The 16,807-nt window shown below is 60.0% G+C and carries 13 protein-coding genes; 7 read left to right on the top strand and 6 right to left on the bottom strand.

Features of this window, described 5'->3' with window-relative positions; translation table 11 throughout:
* Positions 1 to 657 precede the first annotated feature (657 nt).
* The 7 genes from ACTNDJ_RS07315 to ACTNDJ_RS07285 all read left to right on the top strand — a co-directional run bounded on the left by ACTNDJ_RS07315 (position 658) and on the right by ACTNDJ_RS07285 (position 9,101).
* Positions 658 to 1,536 carry a patatin-like phospholipase family protein gene (locus tag ACTNDJ_RS07315; protein WP_154517988.1) on the top strand — a complete coding sequence of 293 codons (879 nt, stop codon included), beginning with the start codon at positions 658 to 660 and terminating at the stop codon, positions 1,534 to 1,536.
* 157 nt (positions 1,537 to 1,693) lie between these two features.
* On the top strand, positions 1,694 to 2,137 hold the full coding sequence (rplM, locus tag ACTNDJ_RS07310; RefSeq protein ID WP_370450665.1) for a 50S ribosomal protein L13: 444 nt from the start codon (positions 1,694 to 1,696) through the stop codon (positions 2,135 to 2,137).
* Positions 2,138 to 2,139: 2 nt separating this feature from the next.
* Positions 2,140 to 2,535: a 30S ribosomal protein S9 gene (gene rpsI / locus ACTNDJ_RS07305; RefSeq protein WP_022094634.1), complete on the top strand. Its 396-nt coding sequence runs from the start codon at positions 2,140 to 2,142 to the stop codon at positions 2,533 to 2,535.
* A 123-nt stretch (positions 2,536 to 2,658) separates the two neighbouring features.
* Complete coding sequence (gene glmM, locus ACTNDJ_RS07300; RefSeq protein ID WP_154517985.1) at positions 2,659 to 3,996, top strand: phosphoglucosamine mutase; 1,338 nt, start codon at positions 2,659 to 2,661, stop codon at positions 3,994 to 3,996.
* Positions 3,997 to 4,096: 100 nt separating this feature from the next.
* Complete coding sequence (locus ACTNDJ_RS07295) at positions 4,097 to 4,564, top strand: PTS sugar transporter subunit IIA (RefSeq protein ID WP_427719420.1); 468 nt, start codon at positions 4,097 to 4,099, stop codon at positions 4,562 to 4,564.
* Positions 4,565 to 4,836: 272 nt separating this feature from the next.
* Positions 4,837 to 5,565 (top strand): glucosamine-6-phosphate deaminase, encoded by a 729-nt coding sequence (gene nagB, locus ACTNDJ_RS07290; protein ID WP_427747557.1) that lies wholly within the window; start codon positions 4,837 to 4,839, stop codon positions 5,563 to 5,565.
* Between the two features lie 617 nt (positions 5,566 to 6,182).
* Positions 6,183 to 9,101 (top strand): AfsR/SARP family transcriptional regulator, encoded by a 2,919-nt coding sequence (locus ACTNDJ_RS07285; protein ID WP_441083497.1) that lies wholly within the window; start codon positions 6,183 to 6,185, stop codon positions 9,099 to 9,101.
* Positions 9,102 to 9,162: 61 nt separating this feature from the next.
* Here the strand turns inward: ACTNDJ_RS07285 and ACTNDJ_RS07280 are convergent, their stop codons facing one another.
* The 6 genes from ACTNDJ_RS07280 to ACTNDJ_RS07255 form a co-directional block, all read right to left on the bottom strand.
* Positions 9,163 to 9,462, bottom strand: a complete 300-nt coding sequence (locus ACTNDJ_RS07280) for a YhbY family RNA-binding protein (RefSeq protein ID WP_441064201.1) — start codon at positions 9,460 to 9,462, stop codon at positions 9,163 to 9,165.
* Positions 9,463 to 9,619: 157 nt separating this feature from the next.
* Positions 9,620 to 10,303: a hypothetical protein gene (locus ACTNDJ_RS07275; protein WP_441042379.1), complete on the bottom strand. Its 684-nt coding sequence runs from the start codon at positions 10,301 to 10,303 to the stop codon at positions 9,620 to 9,622.
* Between the two features lie 522 nt (positions 10,304 to 10,825).
* On the bottom strand, positions 10,826 to 12,190 hold the full coding sequence (locus ACTNDJ_RS07270; protein WP_427719427.1) for a PFL family protein: 1,365 nt from the start codon (positions 12,188 to 12,190) through the stop codon (positions 10,826 to 10,828).
* 108 nt (positions 12,191 to 12,298) lie between these two features.
* Complete coding sequence (locus tag ACTNDJ_RS07265; RefSeq protein ID WP_441064205.1) at positions 12,299 to 14,848, bottom strand: homocysteine S-methyltransferase family protein; 2,550 nt, start codon at positions 14,846 to 14,848, stop codon at positions 12,299 to 12,301.
* A gap of 9 nt (positions 14,849 to 14,857) precedes the next feature.
* Positions 14,858 to 15,646: a hypothetical protein gene (locus ACTNDJ_RS07260; RefSeq protein ID WP_441064206.1), complete on the bottom strand. Its 789-nt coding sequence runs from the start codon at positions 15,644 to 15,646 to the stop codon at positions 14,858 to 14,860.
* Complete coding sequence (locus tag ACTNDJ_RS07255; protein WP_441064208.1) at positions 15,646 to 16,518, bottom strand: methylenetetrahydrofolate reductase; 873 nt, start codon at positions 16,516 to 16,518, stop codon at positions 15,646 to 15,648. The genes ACTNDJ_RS07260 and ACTNDJ_RS07255 overlap by 1 nt, the downstream gene beginning before the upstream one ends.
* Positions 16,519 to 16,807 lie beyond the last annotated feature (289 nt).

Raw genomic sequence — 16,807 nt, 5'->3', positions numbered from 1 at the left:
CGTTTTTAGCCCGCGGGCGAGGACGCCGGCAGGCGGCCGAAGCCGGTGCGGATTTGCGAAGCAAATACGCGGATTCTCCGCGCAAAGCCTCGACCCTATATAGATGCGATGCCGATCGGATGACAGCCGGCAACGCCCTGCACCAGCGTCATCCCCGCACCGCGGAGAATCGAACTCTATGCAGGGCGCGGGCGTAAAGAAAACGCGTAAGCGTTTTTAGCCCGCGGGCGAGGACGCCGGCAGGCGGCCGAAGCCGGTGCGGATTTGCGAAGCAAATACGCGGATTCTCCGCGCAAAGCCTCTACAAGGTGGAGCAGTCAATTTGGGACGGGGCTATTTTAGCTACCCCTATAAGCCAGTCGATATTAGTTCCGGTCCCCAATAATTCGTCGACAGTCAAAGGGCAGCTAAAATAGCCCCGTCCCAAATTGACTGCTCACGTTGACGCCTCAAGCGGAAGTTGCATCCCAGAATCTACGCTCAGAATGGGATGCATTTTCCGGATGGGTTGTTGGCGGAAAGTCCATCCCGGAATCGCCCCCCAGAACGGGACGTGCTTTCCGCCAGCCGCCCCGTCCTACTCAACTCCAAAACCCATGCGCTCGCCATCTCAAAACTGGGTAGAAGAAGGCCAAAACGAAACAGTAGGAGGTCAACATGACGGCAGAAGATAAGGCAAAGAACGCCGGCAAGGTCGCGCTCGTCTTGGAGGGCGGCAGCTTCCGCGGGCAATTTACCGCGGGCGTGCTCGACGTCCTCATGGAAGCCGGCGTCGAGATTCCGGCAGTATATGGCGTATCGGCCGGCGCCCTCAACGGCGTGAACTACAAGTCGCACCAGATCGGCCGTGCCAACCGCATCAACCTGACTTTCTGCAACGACAACCGCTTCATGGGCGCCGCATCGTTTGCGTCCACGGGCTCCATCGTGGGTTACGACTTCATCTTCAACGATGTCCAGGACCGCTTGGATCCCTTTGATAACGAGGCATTCGACGCGAGCCCCATCGAGATGTACGCCGTCGCGACGGACATGCTCTTTGGAACCGCTGCATACCTGCCGGTCAAAAGCGCCGTGCTCGACCTCGATGCCGTGCGCGCCTCGACGTCGCTGCCGCTGGTGACGCCGCCGGTCGAGATCGACGGGCACAAATACGTCGACGGCGGCGTAGCCGATTCGGTCCCCATCGAGCACGTGCTGGAGGAGGCCGGCTTCGATCGCGCGGTTGTCATTGTCACGCAGGACCGCTCGTACGAGAAAAAGCCCTACGAGTTTATGCCTGCCGCACGCGCCCGCTATGCCGACTACCCCTATCTGCTCGAGGCTATCGAGACGCGCCACGACCGCTATAACATCCAGCGCATGCATCTGTGGAAGTATGAGCGCGAGGGCCGCGCGCTGGTCGTTGCCCCGCAAAAGCCTGTCGAGGTCGGTCACGTCGAGCACGATCCGGCAAAGCTTCTCGACCTGTATATTCAGGGTCGTCAGGAGGCAAAGCGTCTGCTGAGTGATATCGAGGCATTTGTCGAGCGCTAGCGTCGCGACATCATTACCGATGGACGACATGTGCAGAAAGTCTGGTCAGAGCCAAAATACCTGTTGACTCGGGCGACGGGCGGGGTAATATGGACGGGTTACTTGCAGAGCCCCGTGAATCTCTGTAACAACACGTACTGTACATGGAGGAGTCTAAGTGATTTCGAAATCGACTCACTACGCCAAGCAGGGCGAGGTCCAGCGCAACTGGGTTCTCGTCGACGCCGATGGTGCTGTCCTGGGCCGTCTTGCCACCCAGATCGCAATGATCCTGCGCGGTAAGAACAAGCCCCAGTTCACGCCCAACAGCGACTGCGGCGACTTCGTTGTCGTCATCAACGCCGATAAGGTCCAGCTTACCGGTAACAAGGCCGACACGAAGACCTATTATCGCCACAGCGGCTACAACGGCGGCCTCAAGGCTGAGAGCTTCCACCAGGCTATGGAGAAGCACCCGGAGAAGGTCATCGAGCGCGCCGTTCGCGGCATGCTGCCCAAGACCACCCTCGGCCGTGCCCAGATGACCAAGCTTAAGGTCTACGCTGGTGCCGAGCATCCGCATGCTGCCCAGAACCCCACGAAGATTGAGCTGGAGGCTTAAAGATGGCTGAGAACACCGTTGTCTACCAGGGTACCGGCCGTCGTAAGAACGCCGTCGCCCGCGTCCGTCTCGTCCCCGGCACCGGCAAGGTGACCATCAACAAGCGTGACGCCGAGCAGTATTTCGGCCGTCATCAGCTCGTTGAGAACGCCCTTGCTCCCTTCAAGGTGACCGATACCGCCGGTCAGTTCGACGTTATCGCTCTGTGCGATGGCGGCGGCATCTCCGGTCAGTCCGGCGCTCTGCGCCTGGGCATCGCTCGCGCTCTTCTGAACGCTGGCGACTACCGTGCTGACCTCAAGAAGGCCGGTTTCCTTACGCGCGATGCTCGCGTGGTCGAGCGCAAGAAGTACGGCCTCAAGAAGGCCCGCCGCGCTCCCCAGTTCTCCAAGCGCTAAGGTTTTATCTCCTTACGAGATACAATGTACAAGCGGGGCCTGCCGATTGCTCGGCGGGTCCCGTTTTTCTTTTTCGACTAGGGTGGGCGAGTGCGTTTTGCCCACTTGGGAAGGAGCGATCCTATGCCCCAGAACATCTTTGGCACCGACGGCGTCCGTGGCGTCGCCAACGCCGACCTCTCGTGCGACCTCGCGTTTCGCCTTGGCCGTGCGGCGACCAAGTTCCTTGGTCCGGACATTTGCGTTGGCCGCGACACGCGTCTTTCGGGCACCATGCTCGAGAGTGCTCTGACCGCTGGCATTATGGCCGAGGGCGGTCGCCCGCACTGCTGCGGCGTTATCCCTACGCCGGCCGTGGCGCTGCTCACCGTCCAAAACGACCTCGACGGCGGCATCGTCATCTCCGCTTCGCACAATCCGCCGGAGTTTAACGGCATCAAGTTCTTTAGCCGCAAGGGCATGAAGCTTCCCGATGCCGTTGAAGAAGAGATCAGCGCCTGGGTCATGTCCGAGGAGGCCATGGCTGCCGACACGCTGCCTACCGGCGCCGGTGTGGGCCACATCATCAAGATGAAGGATGCTCGCAAGGCATACGTCGACCACGCTATCAGCACCCTCGACGGCCTTAGGCTCGACGGCCTGGTCGTTGCCGTTGACTGCGGTCACGGTGCTTCCTGCCAGACCACGCCTGCCGCGCTTCAGCGTCTGGGCGCCACGGTCCACGCCATCAATACCGACTACTGTGGCACCGACATCAATGTCGAGTGCGGCTCCACTCATCTTGAGCCCCTGCGCGAGCTCGTGCTGCGCACCCACGCCGACATCGGCCTGGCCCACGACGGTGACGCCGATCGCGTGCTGTTCGTGGACAGCGAGGGCAACGAGATCGATGGTGATTACATCCTGGCCATCTGCGGCTCTGACCTCGCCGCTCGCGGCAAGCTCGCCAACTCCGAGATCGTCTCGACCGTTATGTGCAACTTGGGCTTTTCCATCGCTATGAAGGAACAGGGCTTTGAGATGGTGCAGACCGCCGTGGGCGACCGCTACGTGCTGGAGCGCATGCTCGCGGACGGCGCCGTTATCGGCGGAGAGCAGTCCGGCCACATCATCTTCCTGGAGCACAACACCACCGGCGATGGCCTGGTGACGGCGCTGCAGCTGCTGGCCGTGCTCAAGCGCACTGGCCGCACCCTCACCGACCTTGCCGGCATCATGAAGAAGTACCCGCAGGTGCTCGTCAACGTGCATTCCGACAACAAGGCCGGTCTGGACGATTGCCAGCCCATTTGGGACGCTGTCGCTGCCGCCGAGAAGGAGCTTAACGGTCGCGGCCGCATTCTGGTGCGCCCGAGCGGTACCGAGCCGCTGGTTCGCGTGATGGCTGAGGCCGAGACGCACGAGCTGACTCAGCGCGTCGTTGACGACATCGTCGAGGTTGTCAAGCGCGAACTTCCCTAATGGTCAAAAACCAATGCCAAGTGGTAAACTAGGAAGCTGGTTTTGATCATTGGTATGTCCAAGGGGGAGCATGTTCACTAAAGTCCTAAGGTCTTTTGGTATGCGTGGTCGAGTCCTTACGCTGGATGCTCCCATCTCGGGCGATGTCATTCCGCTTTCCGAGGTTAACGACCAGACGTTTGCCACGGGCCTTTTGGGCCAAGGCGTTGCCATTCGGCCTACGGGCACGCGCGTGATTGCACCTGCGGATGCCAAGATCGAGGCGATTTTTCCAACGGGACACGCCGTTGCGCTCAACACGGTCGATGGCTTGGATGTTTTAATCCACGTTGGACTCGATACCGTTCAGCTCGAGGGCAAACACTTTACCGTGCATGCACAGGTGGGCGATATCGTCCATAAGGGCGATGTGCTTATCGAGTTTGAACGCGAGGCAATCGAGGCCGAGGGCTACGATGTGACGGTTCCCATTTTGGTGTGCAACTCTGTTGAGTTCTCGAGCATCAAGGGCTCCGTCGGCGAGCATGTCGAGGAGATGGATCAGCTCATCGTCGCTCGCGAGCGCTAACTCGTTCGCTTGCCCTTTGGCCTACAATTCAAACACGTTTACGGAGGGCGCCCTTGAAAGAGGGCGCCCTCCGTGGCAAGATGGAAAATGTCCGAGGCTAAAAGGCTTCGGGTCACCGTGGACGGGCAGGGGCCTCGACGCGGCTAGACACGAGATACATACATTACGCGACCTCGCCCTGGTGGCCGCAAACGTTGGTTGCGGCCGACGCAGGCCGCGGGCAAGTGCTTGTAAGGGGAGCCTTGCCTCTCTTCTACGAGAAAGGATGCGTAATGAAGATCATTAAAGCTAAAGACTACGAGGATATGAGCCGCAAGGCCGCCAATATCATCTCGGCGCAGGTTATCCTTAAGCCCGATTGCGTGCTCGGTCTTGCCACCGGCTCCACTCCGATTGGCGCCTACAAGCAGCTCGCCGATTGGTACAAGAAGGGCGATATTGACTTCTCCGAGGTCAGCACCTATAACCTGGACGAGTATCGCGGCCTTTCGCACGATGATCCCCAGAGCTATCACTACTTCATGCGCGAGAACTTCTTCGATCACATCAACGTCGATTTGAATAACACGCACGTGCCCGATGGCTCCAACCCCGATGCCGCCGCTGCCTGCTCCGAGTACGATAAGATCGTCGCTGCCGCCGGTTACCCGGATCTGCAGCTGCTCGGCATTGGTAATAACGGTCATATTGGCTTCAACGAGCCCGATGACCACTTCTCCAAGGGTACGCACTGCGTCGACCTCACCGAGAGCACCATTCAGGCCAACAGCCGCCTGTTCGATAGCATCGACGACGTTCCCCGCCAGGCTTACACCATGGGTACCCAGACCATCATGTATGCCCGCATGATCCTGGTCGTCGCCAACGGCGAGGCCAAGGCTCAGGCTGTTCACGATATGTGCTATGGCCCGGTTACGCCCGAGTGCCCGGCTTCGATCCTGCAGCTGCACACCAACTGCGTCGTCGTTGCCGACGAGGCTGCCCTTTCGCTCTGCGAGTAGTACAATCCGAGCGATTTGTTATTACTTTGTTACAGGCTCCCGTTCTGCGGGGGCCTTTTTTATTATGCATATGTGGGATGGCGGCTAGCTTATAGACTCATGGGCTCCTATGCTGCGTCCGTCCGCAATATCTGCCAGCGGAATCAGAATGAGCGCGGGCTTTATGGTGTGCATAACATTAGCTTGCCAAAAGCTTGACGGTGGTGCCTCGTATAGTGTGATGCATTCTCTAGCATATTCTATTCAAATATGCTACTAATGAGTCGCAAACGGTAGCAGCGCGTAGGCGAGTTGCGCAACAAAATATTACAAGCCCCATTGCGTTACACTGCCAAATGAGTGGGACATGCTGGCAAGCGCATTGACCTGCGCAAAGACCGGTTGGTTGGGGGAAAAGTTTCAATCGGCGCTCGCTGAACAAAAACTTGCCAAATGCGAACCGAAAGACAACCTAAAACTCTGCGTCGTTCGATTTACGGGATGGCTTGGGCTGTCTTGCGATTACGGTGTCCATGTGGCCGAGGTAAGGAGCGAGCATGATGAACGGGCTGAACGATACGGACGATCTCGAATTGGCGCCATTGGGCACAGGTTATATGGTCCGACGTGATCGCCTGATGAGCGAGTTGATTGTCAAGGGCCGCAAGGCGGGCATTGTGTTGCTCTATGCACCAGATGGGTTTGGGAAAACATCGATATTGCTTCAGTACACTCAGGAAGTCAAAAGCGACCCGACGCGCGGTCTGGTACGAATCATCGAGGCTGACCGCGCGATTGCCCGCGAGGTGTTTATGCAGCTCGAAGTGGTCACAGATGAACTTGAGGACAAACCGCGATCGTTGATTGCGATTGATAACGTCCCCAACCTCGATCAGCAAGATACCGAGGAGCTTATCGATCGAATTCGAGGCCTGCGCACTATGGGGATCGGGGTCTTTGTCACCTGCCGCCCCTCAAATCGCCAGTTGATTCGCGGGCTGGGTGACTCGGTCAAGATCAATGCGCAGATGCTCAAGGTGCATGCCTATGAGTATTCGGCTTGGGCATCGGCGTTCTCGATTAGCACGTCGCTCGATTTTTACCAGCTCACACAGGGTGTTCCCGAGTTGGTTTCGGCTATGCAGACGGGGCTGTACGGAGAGGGCGACGTTGCCAGCTTGCTCGAAAACGAGATTGTCAACGTATACGGTGCGGCACTTGCCGATATGGCATCAATCGATAACGGCGCCCTATTTAACGTGGCGTGCGTGATGGCCCTGATGGGCGAGGGCAAGATTGCGGAACTTGAGGCATGCGGTGTCAGGCTTTCCATGATCGATCAGTCCTATCTTGTTCGTGATTATCCGATTTTTGGTGTCGATCCGGTCGACCGAAGCTTTACGTGTATGGGCACCGAGGATAACGCGCGCCTGAGATTACGAAAAATGGTTGCGGAAATTCGTCCAGAGCTCGTTATGCGCGCGGCACGCATTCTGCTCAAGGCGGGCCGATGCGATGCTGCGATGGATTTGGCAGATGCCTTTTTGGATCGCGACGCCGTCCTTGAGCTTGCTGGACAGTATGGTGTCGATTTGGCTCTGACTGGGCATGGAGGGGATGTCTGTCGCGCGGTACTGAGGACGACGGATGCCGACAAGCCCGCGTTGGAGCCGACGCCCACCGAGGCACTTGGTGTCTATTTGGCGGCGGTAAGCGTTTCGAATACTAAACTGGCCCGGTATATGGCCTCGATTGTCGAACATGCGAGCGCACAGTCGGTCCGCGAGATTGATTTGGTTTCTTGGAAAGTCGCCCAGGTGCTTACGGTCGTCTGTTATGGAGATTGCGAGCTTGGGCTTCCAGCCAATCCTGCTCTTCCAAAAAATGAGGCATCTTGTGCTGCGCTCGATATGCTGTCGGCGCATATCGAGGTTAAGAGCCGGCTGACCGAACAGGCGAAAGACGGCGCAGCACTTTCGGGACTCAAGGCGAACAAGGTATATGATTGCGAACTCGATATTGCAGAGATTCTCATACGGGCAGATCGGATGTTGGTGGAGCTCTTTGATGGGTCCTTTATGGGAATCGATGAGCGTGACGACGAGATGTCTCGAACACGGGAGGCACTCGATGCTCGTGGGCTTAAGGCACCGGCTGTCTGGGTGCGTATGGTGCTGGCGGCACGGCGTCTGCTTGCAGGCCTGCCAATGACTGACGATACGGCGTTTAATGAGCTCGATCGCTTTGCCGTGCGCGTGCGTGACAATCAAATCCAGCTGTTTGGCCTGCTACTTGAAGGCTGGCAGGCGCTCGCCGAGGGGCGCCCGGTCAACGCGAAGTTCCGCGCGGTCCAGGTGCTCAAGCTTGCTGACGAGTCGATCGCATACATGCGCGACAACGCGTTGCTGTTGGAGCGTGCATCAAGCCTTCGCAATACGTCGATGGTGTCGGTACGAGAAGAGGCAGAGCTGCTCGACCTAAGTCGGACACAAGTCGGCGGCGCGGAGGCTTGGGTCGTAGCGCTGCATTTGGCGTCTGCGGGCCGTGACAGCGATCTTGCCGCCTGGATGTCTATGAATCGTTCTGGGATTCTGGAGCCAGCGTATCGGCTGTTTGCACGCCTTGCGATGCATTGCCTGGGCGAGCCTGCTGCCAAGATTCGAAAGAAGCTCCCGGTGCGTGAGCTATCGCGATATTCGCTGCGCGACGATTTGGAGGGAGAGAGCGAGCGGCTGTTCCAGGTCGGCGAGGTCGAACCCGTCGACGCTATCGATCATATCGAGATTCGCATGTTTGGCGCGTTTCGTGCCGAGCGCGACGGATTTCCCATCACAGACAAGATGTGGCGTCGTAAGAAAGCGGCAACGCTTGCCGAGCGGCTTGCGTTGGGTATCGATTCGTTTGTCGATCGCGAGACCTTGGCTATGGAACTGTGGCCACATGCCGAGTACAGTAGCGCCCGTAACAACTTGTATTCGACTGTGTCACGCTTACGATCCGCTTTGGGACCCACGCCAGATGGCAAGTCGTGCGTCCTGATTCAAAACGACTGCCTTGGCCTCAACAGGGATTACGTTAAGACCGATGTGAAGCTATTTGAGCAGATAAGCCGCGAGATTTTGGGTAATCGCACAAGAGTGCGTGGGCCTCACCTGGTCGAGCTGTGTCTTAAGATCGAACAGCTCTATACCGGACCGCTGTATATCCCCAACGGTTGCAATCCGACGTACTTTTTGCGCATGCGCCGCATCATGCAGTCGAAGTTTATCGACTGCATGATTGTGGGAGCAAGCGCTGCCTTGGAAGAAAACGACCTGCAGTCGGCAATCTGGCTGGTAGAAGCGGGGCTACGTCAGGAGACCGCACGCGAGGACATGGTGCGATGCGCCATGCGCGTGTACAGTGCGGCGGGGAGACGCCGCGATATCGTCGAGCTCTATAGCGGGCATATCCATCATCTTAAGGAACAGGTCGCAGGCGTTCCCGAGCCCGAGACCAAGCGTCTCTACGAGCGTCTGGTCGAAAGCAGGGTCAACCGACCGTTCATTGAGCGATAAAAAACGGGCGCCCGTATCATTCGGACGCCCGCAGGCTTGCTCTATGTGAACCGATCGGCCCTTAGACGAGCCTGATCTTCTCGATATCCTTGCGCGAGGACTCTCGATACAGCGAGAACTTGCGGCCGATAACCTGAACGACGTCGGCGTGGCAGCGCTCGGCGAGTTCCTCGGCGGCCTCGCGGGCAGAAAGGCTGGAGCCGTCCAGCACGGAGCACTTAACGAGCTCGTGCTTTTCCAGGTAGGCGGCCGTCTGCTCGACGGTACCCTCGTTGACATCGGACTTACCGATGATGATGGCGGGGTTGAGGTGATGGGCCATGCTGCGAAGCTGCTTGACCTGGGCTCCTGTCAGTGCCATGGGATCTCGCTTTCTATGTATGGGGCGCCCCGCGATGGGGCCTTAATCTACGTGAGCTGTCCCACGATAGCGCAGGAACGGCGCGGTGTGGAGCGCGTTTGCCAGTTCGCAAAGAATGCGGATGCCGGGCGGGTAGACGATGCATGCTTTAGATGGGCTACGGTCGGGGCGCAGAGACCGGCTCCCAGGCAATGAACGCCCATCGGACCTTGCGGATGTGGTCGAGCATGTAACGTCCCTGCGGCACGCCCTTGGATCCCGGCTCGCCGGCATGGGGGTTCTCGATCATATGTTGGGCGATATAGTCGCGCAGACGATCGATCTTATCCTCGTTGCCATGCTCGAGCATACGGGAGAAGTCCGCCACGCCGGCCTCGAGGCTATCGAAGGTGTCACGACGGGGCGATTCAAAATACGTGACCTGCGGTAGTGCGCCCATCTGAATAAGGATGTTAAAGGCGTACACAAAACCATTGCTACGGGTAACCGAGGCGCCGATGGCATTCATCACGTGCAGGTCATAGCGCGGGCTGGAGTTGGCGACCATCGTGACAGCACAACGCCGCCGAGCCGTACGGTCGAGCTTGGCAAGCGCGCCTTTTAGGTCGTTCGTAGTAACCGAGCGACTCGCAAAGGCAACATCTACCGCTTTCGCGACCGGTCCAACCAAATCCCAGTCATCATCCCAAGCAAGCTCAAGCGGTGTAATGCGATCCTCGAGCCCATAGTACTCAATGCCAGCATCAAGCGTGCCCAACATAGCAGGGGAAAAATCAGCGGCAATCACGGGATGTCCAGCCTGAGCAAGCGGAATAGCAATCGACCCGGCCCCACACCCCATATCCAGCACGGATTCACCAGGCTTTAACGCCAACAGCTTCATAAAGTCCCGGGCATACGGAGCAGTCTCAAGCGGCCGAAAATGCCGAGCCCGCTTATCCCATTCAAAAGAATCATCAGCCCGCCGCCGACCAGCCTGCAAGCGCATCCATTCGCCATTCCAATCCGCAGAAAGAAGCTCAGATTGAATTACACCATCAGCCACGGGCCATCCCCCTTACAACAAAAAAGCGGCCCCTCCCAAAAGAAGAGCCGCAACAAGCATATATCAGAAAAAGAACCGTTCCAACGCCAAACCGCCGCACCAGCCAAGTGGTGCAGGAGCGAAGCAACTGCAACCGGGATAGAACCCAACTGAGGTCCCGTTGTGCGGGAGCCCCGGGGAGGGCAAATATATAAGGTCGATCGCGAGTTCCGCACGAGCCGGAGAGCACTTAATGTGCTCTCCGTGCGAGTCAGGACTGTCCGAGCAGGCGACCTTATATATTTGCCCTCACCGGGGCTCCTCGCCAGTCCCCCTCAGCTAGTTCTTGAGCGAGTTCAGCGGCGCCGGGAAGCGTCCACCGCGGTGGGCAAGCACGGTGCCGGCGTTGGGGTTCACCGGCATGATGGGCGCACGGCCAAACAGGCCGCCATACTCGACGCAGTCGCCCACGCCCTTGCCGATGGCGGGGATCACGCGCACGGCCGTGGTCTTATTGTTGATGACGCCGATGGCCATCTCGTCGGCGATAATGCCGGCGATAGTCTCGACCGGGGTGTCGCCGGGAATGGCGATCATGTCCAGGCCAACGGAGCACACGCAGGTCATGGCCTCGAGCTTCTCGAGCGAAAGCGCGCCGGCCTCGACGGCGGCGATCATGCCGGCGTCCTCGGACACGGGGATAAAGGCGCCCGAGAGGCCGCCCACGCTGGAGCTGGCCATGACGCCGCCTTTCTTGACGGCATCGTTGAGCATGGCGAGCGCGCAGGTCGTGCCGGGGCCACCGCAGGTGCCCACGCCGATGATCTCGAGGATGCGCGCGACGGAGTCGCCGACGGCAGGCGTAGGCGCCAGCGACAGGTCGACAATGCCCTTCTCGACACCTAGGCGACGGGCGGCCTCGCGACTCATGAGCTCGCCGGCACGGGTGATCTTAAAGGCGGTCTGCTTAATCTTTTCGGCGACTTCCATCATCGATGCGGAATCGGGCAGCTTCTCCAGGGCTGCGGCCATAACGCCGGGGCCCGAGACGCCTACGTTGATGACGGCGTCGGCCTCGCCACCGCCGTGAACGGCGCCCGCCATAAACGGGGAGTCCTCGACCATGTTGGCAAAGCAGACAAACTTGGAAGCACCGACGGAATCCTCATCTGCCGTAAGCTTGGCGGCATCGATGATGGTCTGAGCCGCCATGAGCACGGCGTCCATGTTGATGCCGGCGCGCAGGCTGGCGACGTTGACGCTGGAGCAGACGCGGCTGGTGGTAGCGAGCGCCTGGGGGATGGACTGGATGACGCGGCGGTCGGCGTCGCCGATGCCCTTCTGGACGAGTGCGGAGAAGCCGCCCAGGTAATCGATGCCGAGCGTCTCGGCCGCGCGGTCGAGGGCATGCGCGATGGGGGTGAGGTCCTCATCCTTGCAGCACGCGGCGATCTGCGCCACCGGGGTGACGGAAACGCGCTTGTTGACAATGGGGATACCGTACTCGCGCTCGAGGTTCTCGGCGGTCTCGACCAGATGCTCAGCCGTGTGCGTCACGTGGTCGTAGATCTTCGTGCACATGCGGTCGAGGTTCTCGTCGCCGCAACCCATGAGCGAAACACCCATGGTGATGGTCCTGATGTCGAGGTTCTGCTCCTCAACCATGCCGCGGGTTTCCGCGATTTCTGCGGGCGTGATCGCCATCCTTGCACTCCTATCTGCCAAAACGAGCATAGTCTTGTCTATTCTAACGTGCCGCACGTGCCAAGTGGCGCATGCGGCACGTTTTGGTGCTCGGTTGTTTCCGTTGTGTTACTGCCCAAAGACCTCTTCGGCGATACGAGCGCTTTCGGCGGCGTCCTTGGCGTAGTAGTCCGCGCCGATCTGCTTGGCGTATTCGGGGGTGAGTACGGCACCGCCTACGATGATCTTGACGCCCGGCACCTCGGCATGAAGCAGTTTGATGGTCTCCTCCATAGCGACGACCGTGGTGGTCATAAGCGCCGAGAGGCCGACGAGCTTGATGTCGCGCTCCCGTACGGTCTTGAGCACCTCCTGCGGGTCGACGTCGCGGCCTAGGTCAAAGACGGTATAGCCGTAGTTATCGAGCAGCATCTTGACGATGTTCTTACCGATGTCGTGGATGTCGCCTTTGACGGTGGCCACGCAGATTTTGCCCTTGTCGGCAATCTCGCCGGCGGGCATCCGGCGCTTGATGGTGTCAAAACCCACGCGCGCGGCCTCGGCCGAGGCCATGAGCTGCGGCAAGAAGAACTTGCCCTGGTCAAAGAGGACGCCAACCTCGTCGAGGGCGGGGATAAAGTGGTTGTTGATGAGGTCCATGGCGTCGTGGTCTGCCAGCAGACGCTCGGTCTCGGCCGCAATCTCGCCTTTGCGGCCCGAGACGACCATGCGACGAATCGGGTCGTCGTTGCCGTCGGTGCCAGCGGCGGGCACAGTGTCGGTCGATACTGTCTGAGCCGCCGCCGGGTTCGCGGCGATCTTGTACGGATCGGTCCAGCCGGCGTAGCGCTCGATGTATCCGGTTGAGCCCTCGTCCTCAACGCTCAAGACGCGATAACTGTAGACGGTATCCATAAAGCGCTTGGAGCCCGGGTTCATGATGGGGGCGTCCAGGCCCGCGCCAAAAGCGGCAGCCAAAAAGACCGAGCCCAGCAGCGGGCGGGCGGGCAGGCCAAAGCTGATGTTCGACACGCCGAGTGCACATTTGACGCCCAGACGCTCCTTACACAGGGACATGGCGCGCAGGATCTGCTCGGCTTGGCGTTGATTGGTCGAGGCGGTCATGACCAGGCAGTCGATGAGGATGCGGTCCGGTCCGATGCCGTAGCGGGCGGCCTCGGCCACGATGCGCTCGGCGATGGCGAAGCGAGCCTCGGCGGTATCGGGAATGCCGCCTTCGTCGAGCGTGAGGCCGACGACGTTGGTGCCGTAATGGGCGACCAGCGGAAAGATCTCATCCATGATCTGCTGTTTGCCATTGACCGAGTTGATGATGGGCTTGCCGGCGTAGCGGCGCACGGCGGCCTCGACGGCGGCGGGATCGGTGGAGTCGATCTGCAACGGCAGCAGCGTGGAACCCTGGAGCTGTTCGGTCGCCTGTTGGATGATCTTGACCTCGTCGATCTCGGGCAGGCCCACGTTGACGTCCAGGATGTCGGCGCCTTGCTCCTGCTGGCTGATGCCCTGGCTTACGACGTAGTCCAGGTCGCCGTCGCGTAGGGCCTGCTGCAGGCGCTTTTTGCCGGTGGGATTGATGCGCTCGCCGATGACGGCGATCTTGTGGCCGTCACAGGGGAGGTCCACCACGGTCTGGGCGCTCGTAACCGACATGCTGGGCTTGCGGTGGCGCGGACTGGGCGTGTGGTTATCGATAAGCGTGCGCAGCGCTGCCATGTGCGCCGGCGTGGTGCCACAGCAGCCGCCCACGACGCTCACGCCGTCGGCGATCATGCCGGCGACGGCCTTGGCGTATTCGGGGGCCTGGATGTCAAAGACGGTGTTACCGTCGTCGTCCACGTGGGGGAGTCCCGCGTTGGCCTGCACCATAACGGGCTTGTCCGTAACGGTTAGCATACGTGCGGCGAGTCCTCGGAGCTCGGCCGGTCCCTGGCTGCAGTTGATGCCCAGGACGTCGGCGCCGATGGCGTCGAGCGTGATAGCGGCAACCTCGGGACTCGTGCCCAGGAAGGTGCGACCGTCTTCCTCAAAGGTCATGGTGGCAAAGACGGGCAGCTCGGAGTTCTCGCGGCAGGCAAGGACCGCCGCCTTGATCTCGGCAAGATCTGTCATGGTCTCGATAATAAAGAGGTCCACACCCGCGTCGACGCCAGCGCGCACTTCCTCGGCAAAGAGGTCATAGGCCTCGTCGAAGCTGAGGGTACCCAAGGGGCGAAGCAGCGCGCCGATGGGGCCGATGTCACCGGCGACATAGCGGGCGCCGGCCTCGCGGGCGCAGGCGACGGCGGCGGCAAAGACATCTGCCACGGTGGCGGCACCATCGAGCTTGTGGGCGTTGGCGCCAAAGGTGTTGGCGGTGATCACATCGCAGCCGGCCTCGACATACTGACGCTGAATATCGGTAATGACCTGGGGCTCCTCAAAGTTGAGCAGCTCGGGCAGGGCGCCGGCCTTCATGCCGGCCGCCTGCAGCATGGTGCCCATGCCGCCGTCGAACAGCAGGTGCCCCGTGCCCTCGATGGCGGCGCGCAGGCGATCGTCCTTAATGTAAAGGTCGTCGATCGTGCGCGTCTTGTACGTGGCGCCCCTGCGGCGGGCAGCATCAACGGGCGCCGCCAGCGCGGCGCCGTCCAGATCATGAGTGATAAGCGGAGTAAACATCGGGGGCTCCTAATGGCTGAAATAGCAGGTGGTGTGGGCGGCGCGGAAGCGGCAGTGCTCGCGCATGCGGCAGATATTGCAGGTGGGGCGACTCTGGGCGTCGTGGACCTCGCCGTCAAACAGGCCGATCACCGCGGTCACGCTCTTGGTGGGCATGAGCAGGCTGGTAGGTGTGACGGTAAGCCCGATGAGCCGCGTGGCGTTGAGTGCAGCCACGATTGAACGCTGAGCCGTAAGCGGGCAGTCGCCGTAGCCGGGACTGAAGCGCCAGTTACCGGCGAGTCCGTGTGCGGCGGCCGCAGCCTTGACCTGCTGGTCCATCTGCTCGACGGCAGCTTCCACATAGGCGGAGCACGCGGCATCGAGCACGGCTCCCTCTAGGGGCTGCTGGGCTCCCGTGGTGCGCAGACGACGCTCGGCGTCCATGCCGAGGGTGCATGCCATGAGCGCGGCAAAGCGGGCGTCTTTGAGATGTCGATAGATATCGCGACCGCGCAGCTCAACGTTGGTTCCAACCAGACGGATGCTGGGCTCTCCCTGCTCGTCCACGCCCATGGCATCGACGGCAAATACGCGGCGCACGCCACGGGGCTCAATGTCCAGCTCAAGGCGCTCGACCACAAGCTCAATACGTCGTGACAGCTCGGGCTCAATCTGCTGGCCGCCGTAACCCAGATACCGCAGCATCTCGGCACGATCGACGCGGGGATGGTGGGCATCATCGATACGGTAGAGCGCCGGCGACGCAAGGTCGGCCGGCACTTCACCAAAAGCTGTATCGATGTGCGGTTTTTCCATTACCCCAGGCGCTCCATAATGGTTGCGGCGATCGCAGGACGATTCATAGTGTACAGGTGCAGACCGTCGGCACCGTGCTCCTTAAGGTCGCAAAGCTGGCGGGCTGCATAATCTACACCGGCTGCCTGCAGGCTCTCGGGGTCGTTCTCGTATTTGGCGAGAATCTTGATGACGGGGGAGGGCAGCGACGCGCCGCACATAAAGACCATGCGGCTGATCTGCGACTTGCCCATAAACGGCATGATGCCTGCGGTAATGGGCACAGTGATACCGGCCTTGTCGGCAAGCTCGCGAAAACGGTAGAAGCACTCGTTATCAAAAAAGAGCTGCGTCACAAAGAAGCTCGCGCCGGCGTCCTGCTTTTGCTTGAGATATTCGACCGAGAGGTTGAGATTCTCACAGGCAATGTGGCCTTCGGGGTAGGCTGCGGCGCCCACGCAAAAGCCGGCGTCGACGAGCTCGGGGATGAGATCGCGGGCGTAGGCGTAGTCCGAGGCGGGCTTGTCATTCTCGCTCGCGCCGGCGGGAAGATCGCCACGCAGGGCCAGCACATTTTCTACGCCGGCGGAGCGGTATTCGTCGATCTTGGCGGCGATATCGGCATGCGTGCGGCCAACGCAGGTGAGGTTCGCCACCGAGGGCGTATCGAATTCGCCCGTAATCATATGCGCGATGGGGGCGGTGGTGGCGCCGTTGCCCGAGCCGCCGGCCGAGCAGGTGACCGAGACAAAGCTCGGCGAAAGCTTGCACAGATTACCAGCCACCTCGCGAGCCGTGTCGAGGGTAAGCTCGCCCTTGGGCGGGAACATCTCAAACGAAACGGGCGTGGTGCCCTGGGATGCTGCCTGCTTAAAAACCTCGTCGACGCGCATATCGTGCTCCTTTAGATACATTAGCGTGATGTGTTGTAAGGATTCTACAGCACCGCTGCGCTACGGCGGAGTTTTACTCGCTATTTGGAAATATCAATCGAAGATGTTTCGCTATCGGCATTCCCTATAACAGCGTAGCTAATTTGGAGCTTTTTTACCCCATCAACCAGGTACGCAGGGTAGTCTTTTTGGGACGGGGCTTTTTTAGCTACCCAATCCGGCGCCTCCAAAGCTTGAGACCATATTTAAATAGGGCAGCTAAAAAAGCCCCGTCCCAAAAAGACTACCC

It is taken from the genome of Collinsella sp. HCP3S3_D1 (assembly GCF_052064015.1).
GTDB lineage: Bacteria > Actinomycetota > Coriobacteriia > Coriobacteriales > Coriobacteriaceae > Collinsella.
The sequence above is the reverse complement of the archived record's forward strand: the minus strand, read 5'-3'. Positions and strand labels throughout refer to the sequence as shown.

Bases quoted from the DNA above. Each gene is read 5' to 3' on its own strand.
- ACTNDJ_RS07315 (WP_154517988.1), top strand. From the start codon at position 658: ATGACGGCAGAAGATAAGGCAAAGAACGCCGGCAAGGTCGCGCTCGTC.
- rpsI (WP_022094634.1), top strand. From the start codon at position 2,140: ATGGCTGAGAACACCGTTGTCTACCAGGGTACCGGCCGTCGTAAGAAC.
- glmM (WP_154517985.1), top strand. From the start codon at position 2,659: ATGCCCCAGAACATCTTTGGCACCGACGGCGTCCGTGGCGTCGCCAAC.
- ACTNDJ_RS07295 (WP_427719420.1), top strand. From the start codon at position 4,097: ATGCGTGGTCGAGTCCTTACGCTGGATGCTCCCATCTCGGGCGATGTC.
- nagB (WP_427747557.1), top strand. From the start codon at position 4,837: ATGAAGATCATTAAAGCTAAAGACTACGAGGATATGAGCCGCAAGGCC.
- ACTNDJ_RS07285 (WP_441083497.1), top strand. From the start codon at position 6,183: ATGAGCGAGTTGATTGTCAAGGGCCGCAAGGCGGGCATTGTGTTGCTC.
- ACTNDJ_RS07280 (WP_441064201.1), bottom strand. From the start codon at position 9,462: ATGGCACTGACAGGAGCCCAGGTCAAGCAGCTTCGCAGCATGGCCCAT.
- ACTNDJ_RS07275 (WP_441042379.1), bottom strand. From the start codon at position 10,303: ATGGGGTGTGGGGCCGGGTCGATTGCTATTCCGCTTGCTCAGGCTGGA.
- ACTNDJ_RS07270 (WP_427719427.1), bottom strand. From the start codon at position 12,190: ATGGCGATCACGCCCGCAGAAATCGCGGAAACCCGCGGCATGGTTGAG.
- ACTNDJ_RS07265 (WP_441064205.1), bottom strand. From the start codon at position 14,848: ATGTTTACTCCGCTTATCACTCATGATCTGGACGGCGCCGCGCTGGCG.
- ACTNDJ_RS07260 (WP_441064206.1), bottom strand. From the start codon at position 15,646: ATGGAAAAACCGCACATCGATACAGCTTTTGGTGAAGTGCCGGCCGAC.
- ACTNDJ_RS07255 (WP_441064208.1), bottom strand. From the start codon at position 16,518: ATGCGCGTCGACGAGGTTTTTAAGCAGGCAGCATCCCAGGGCACCACG.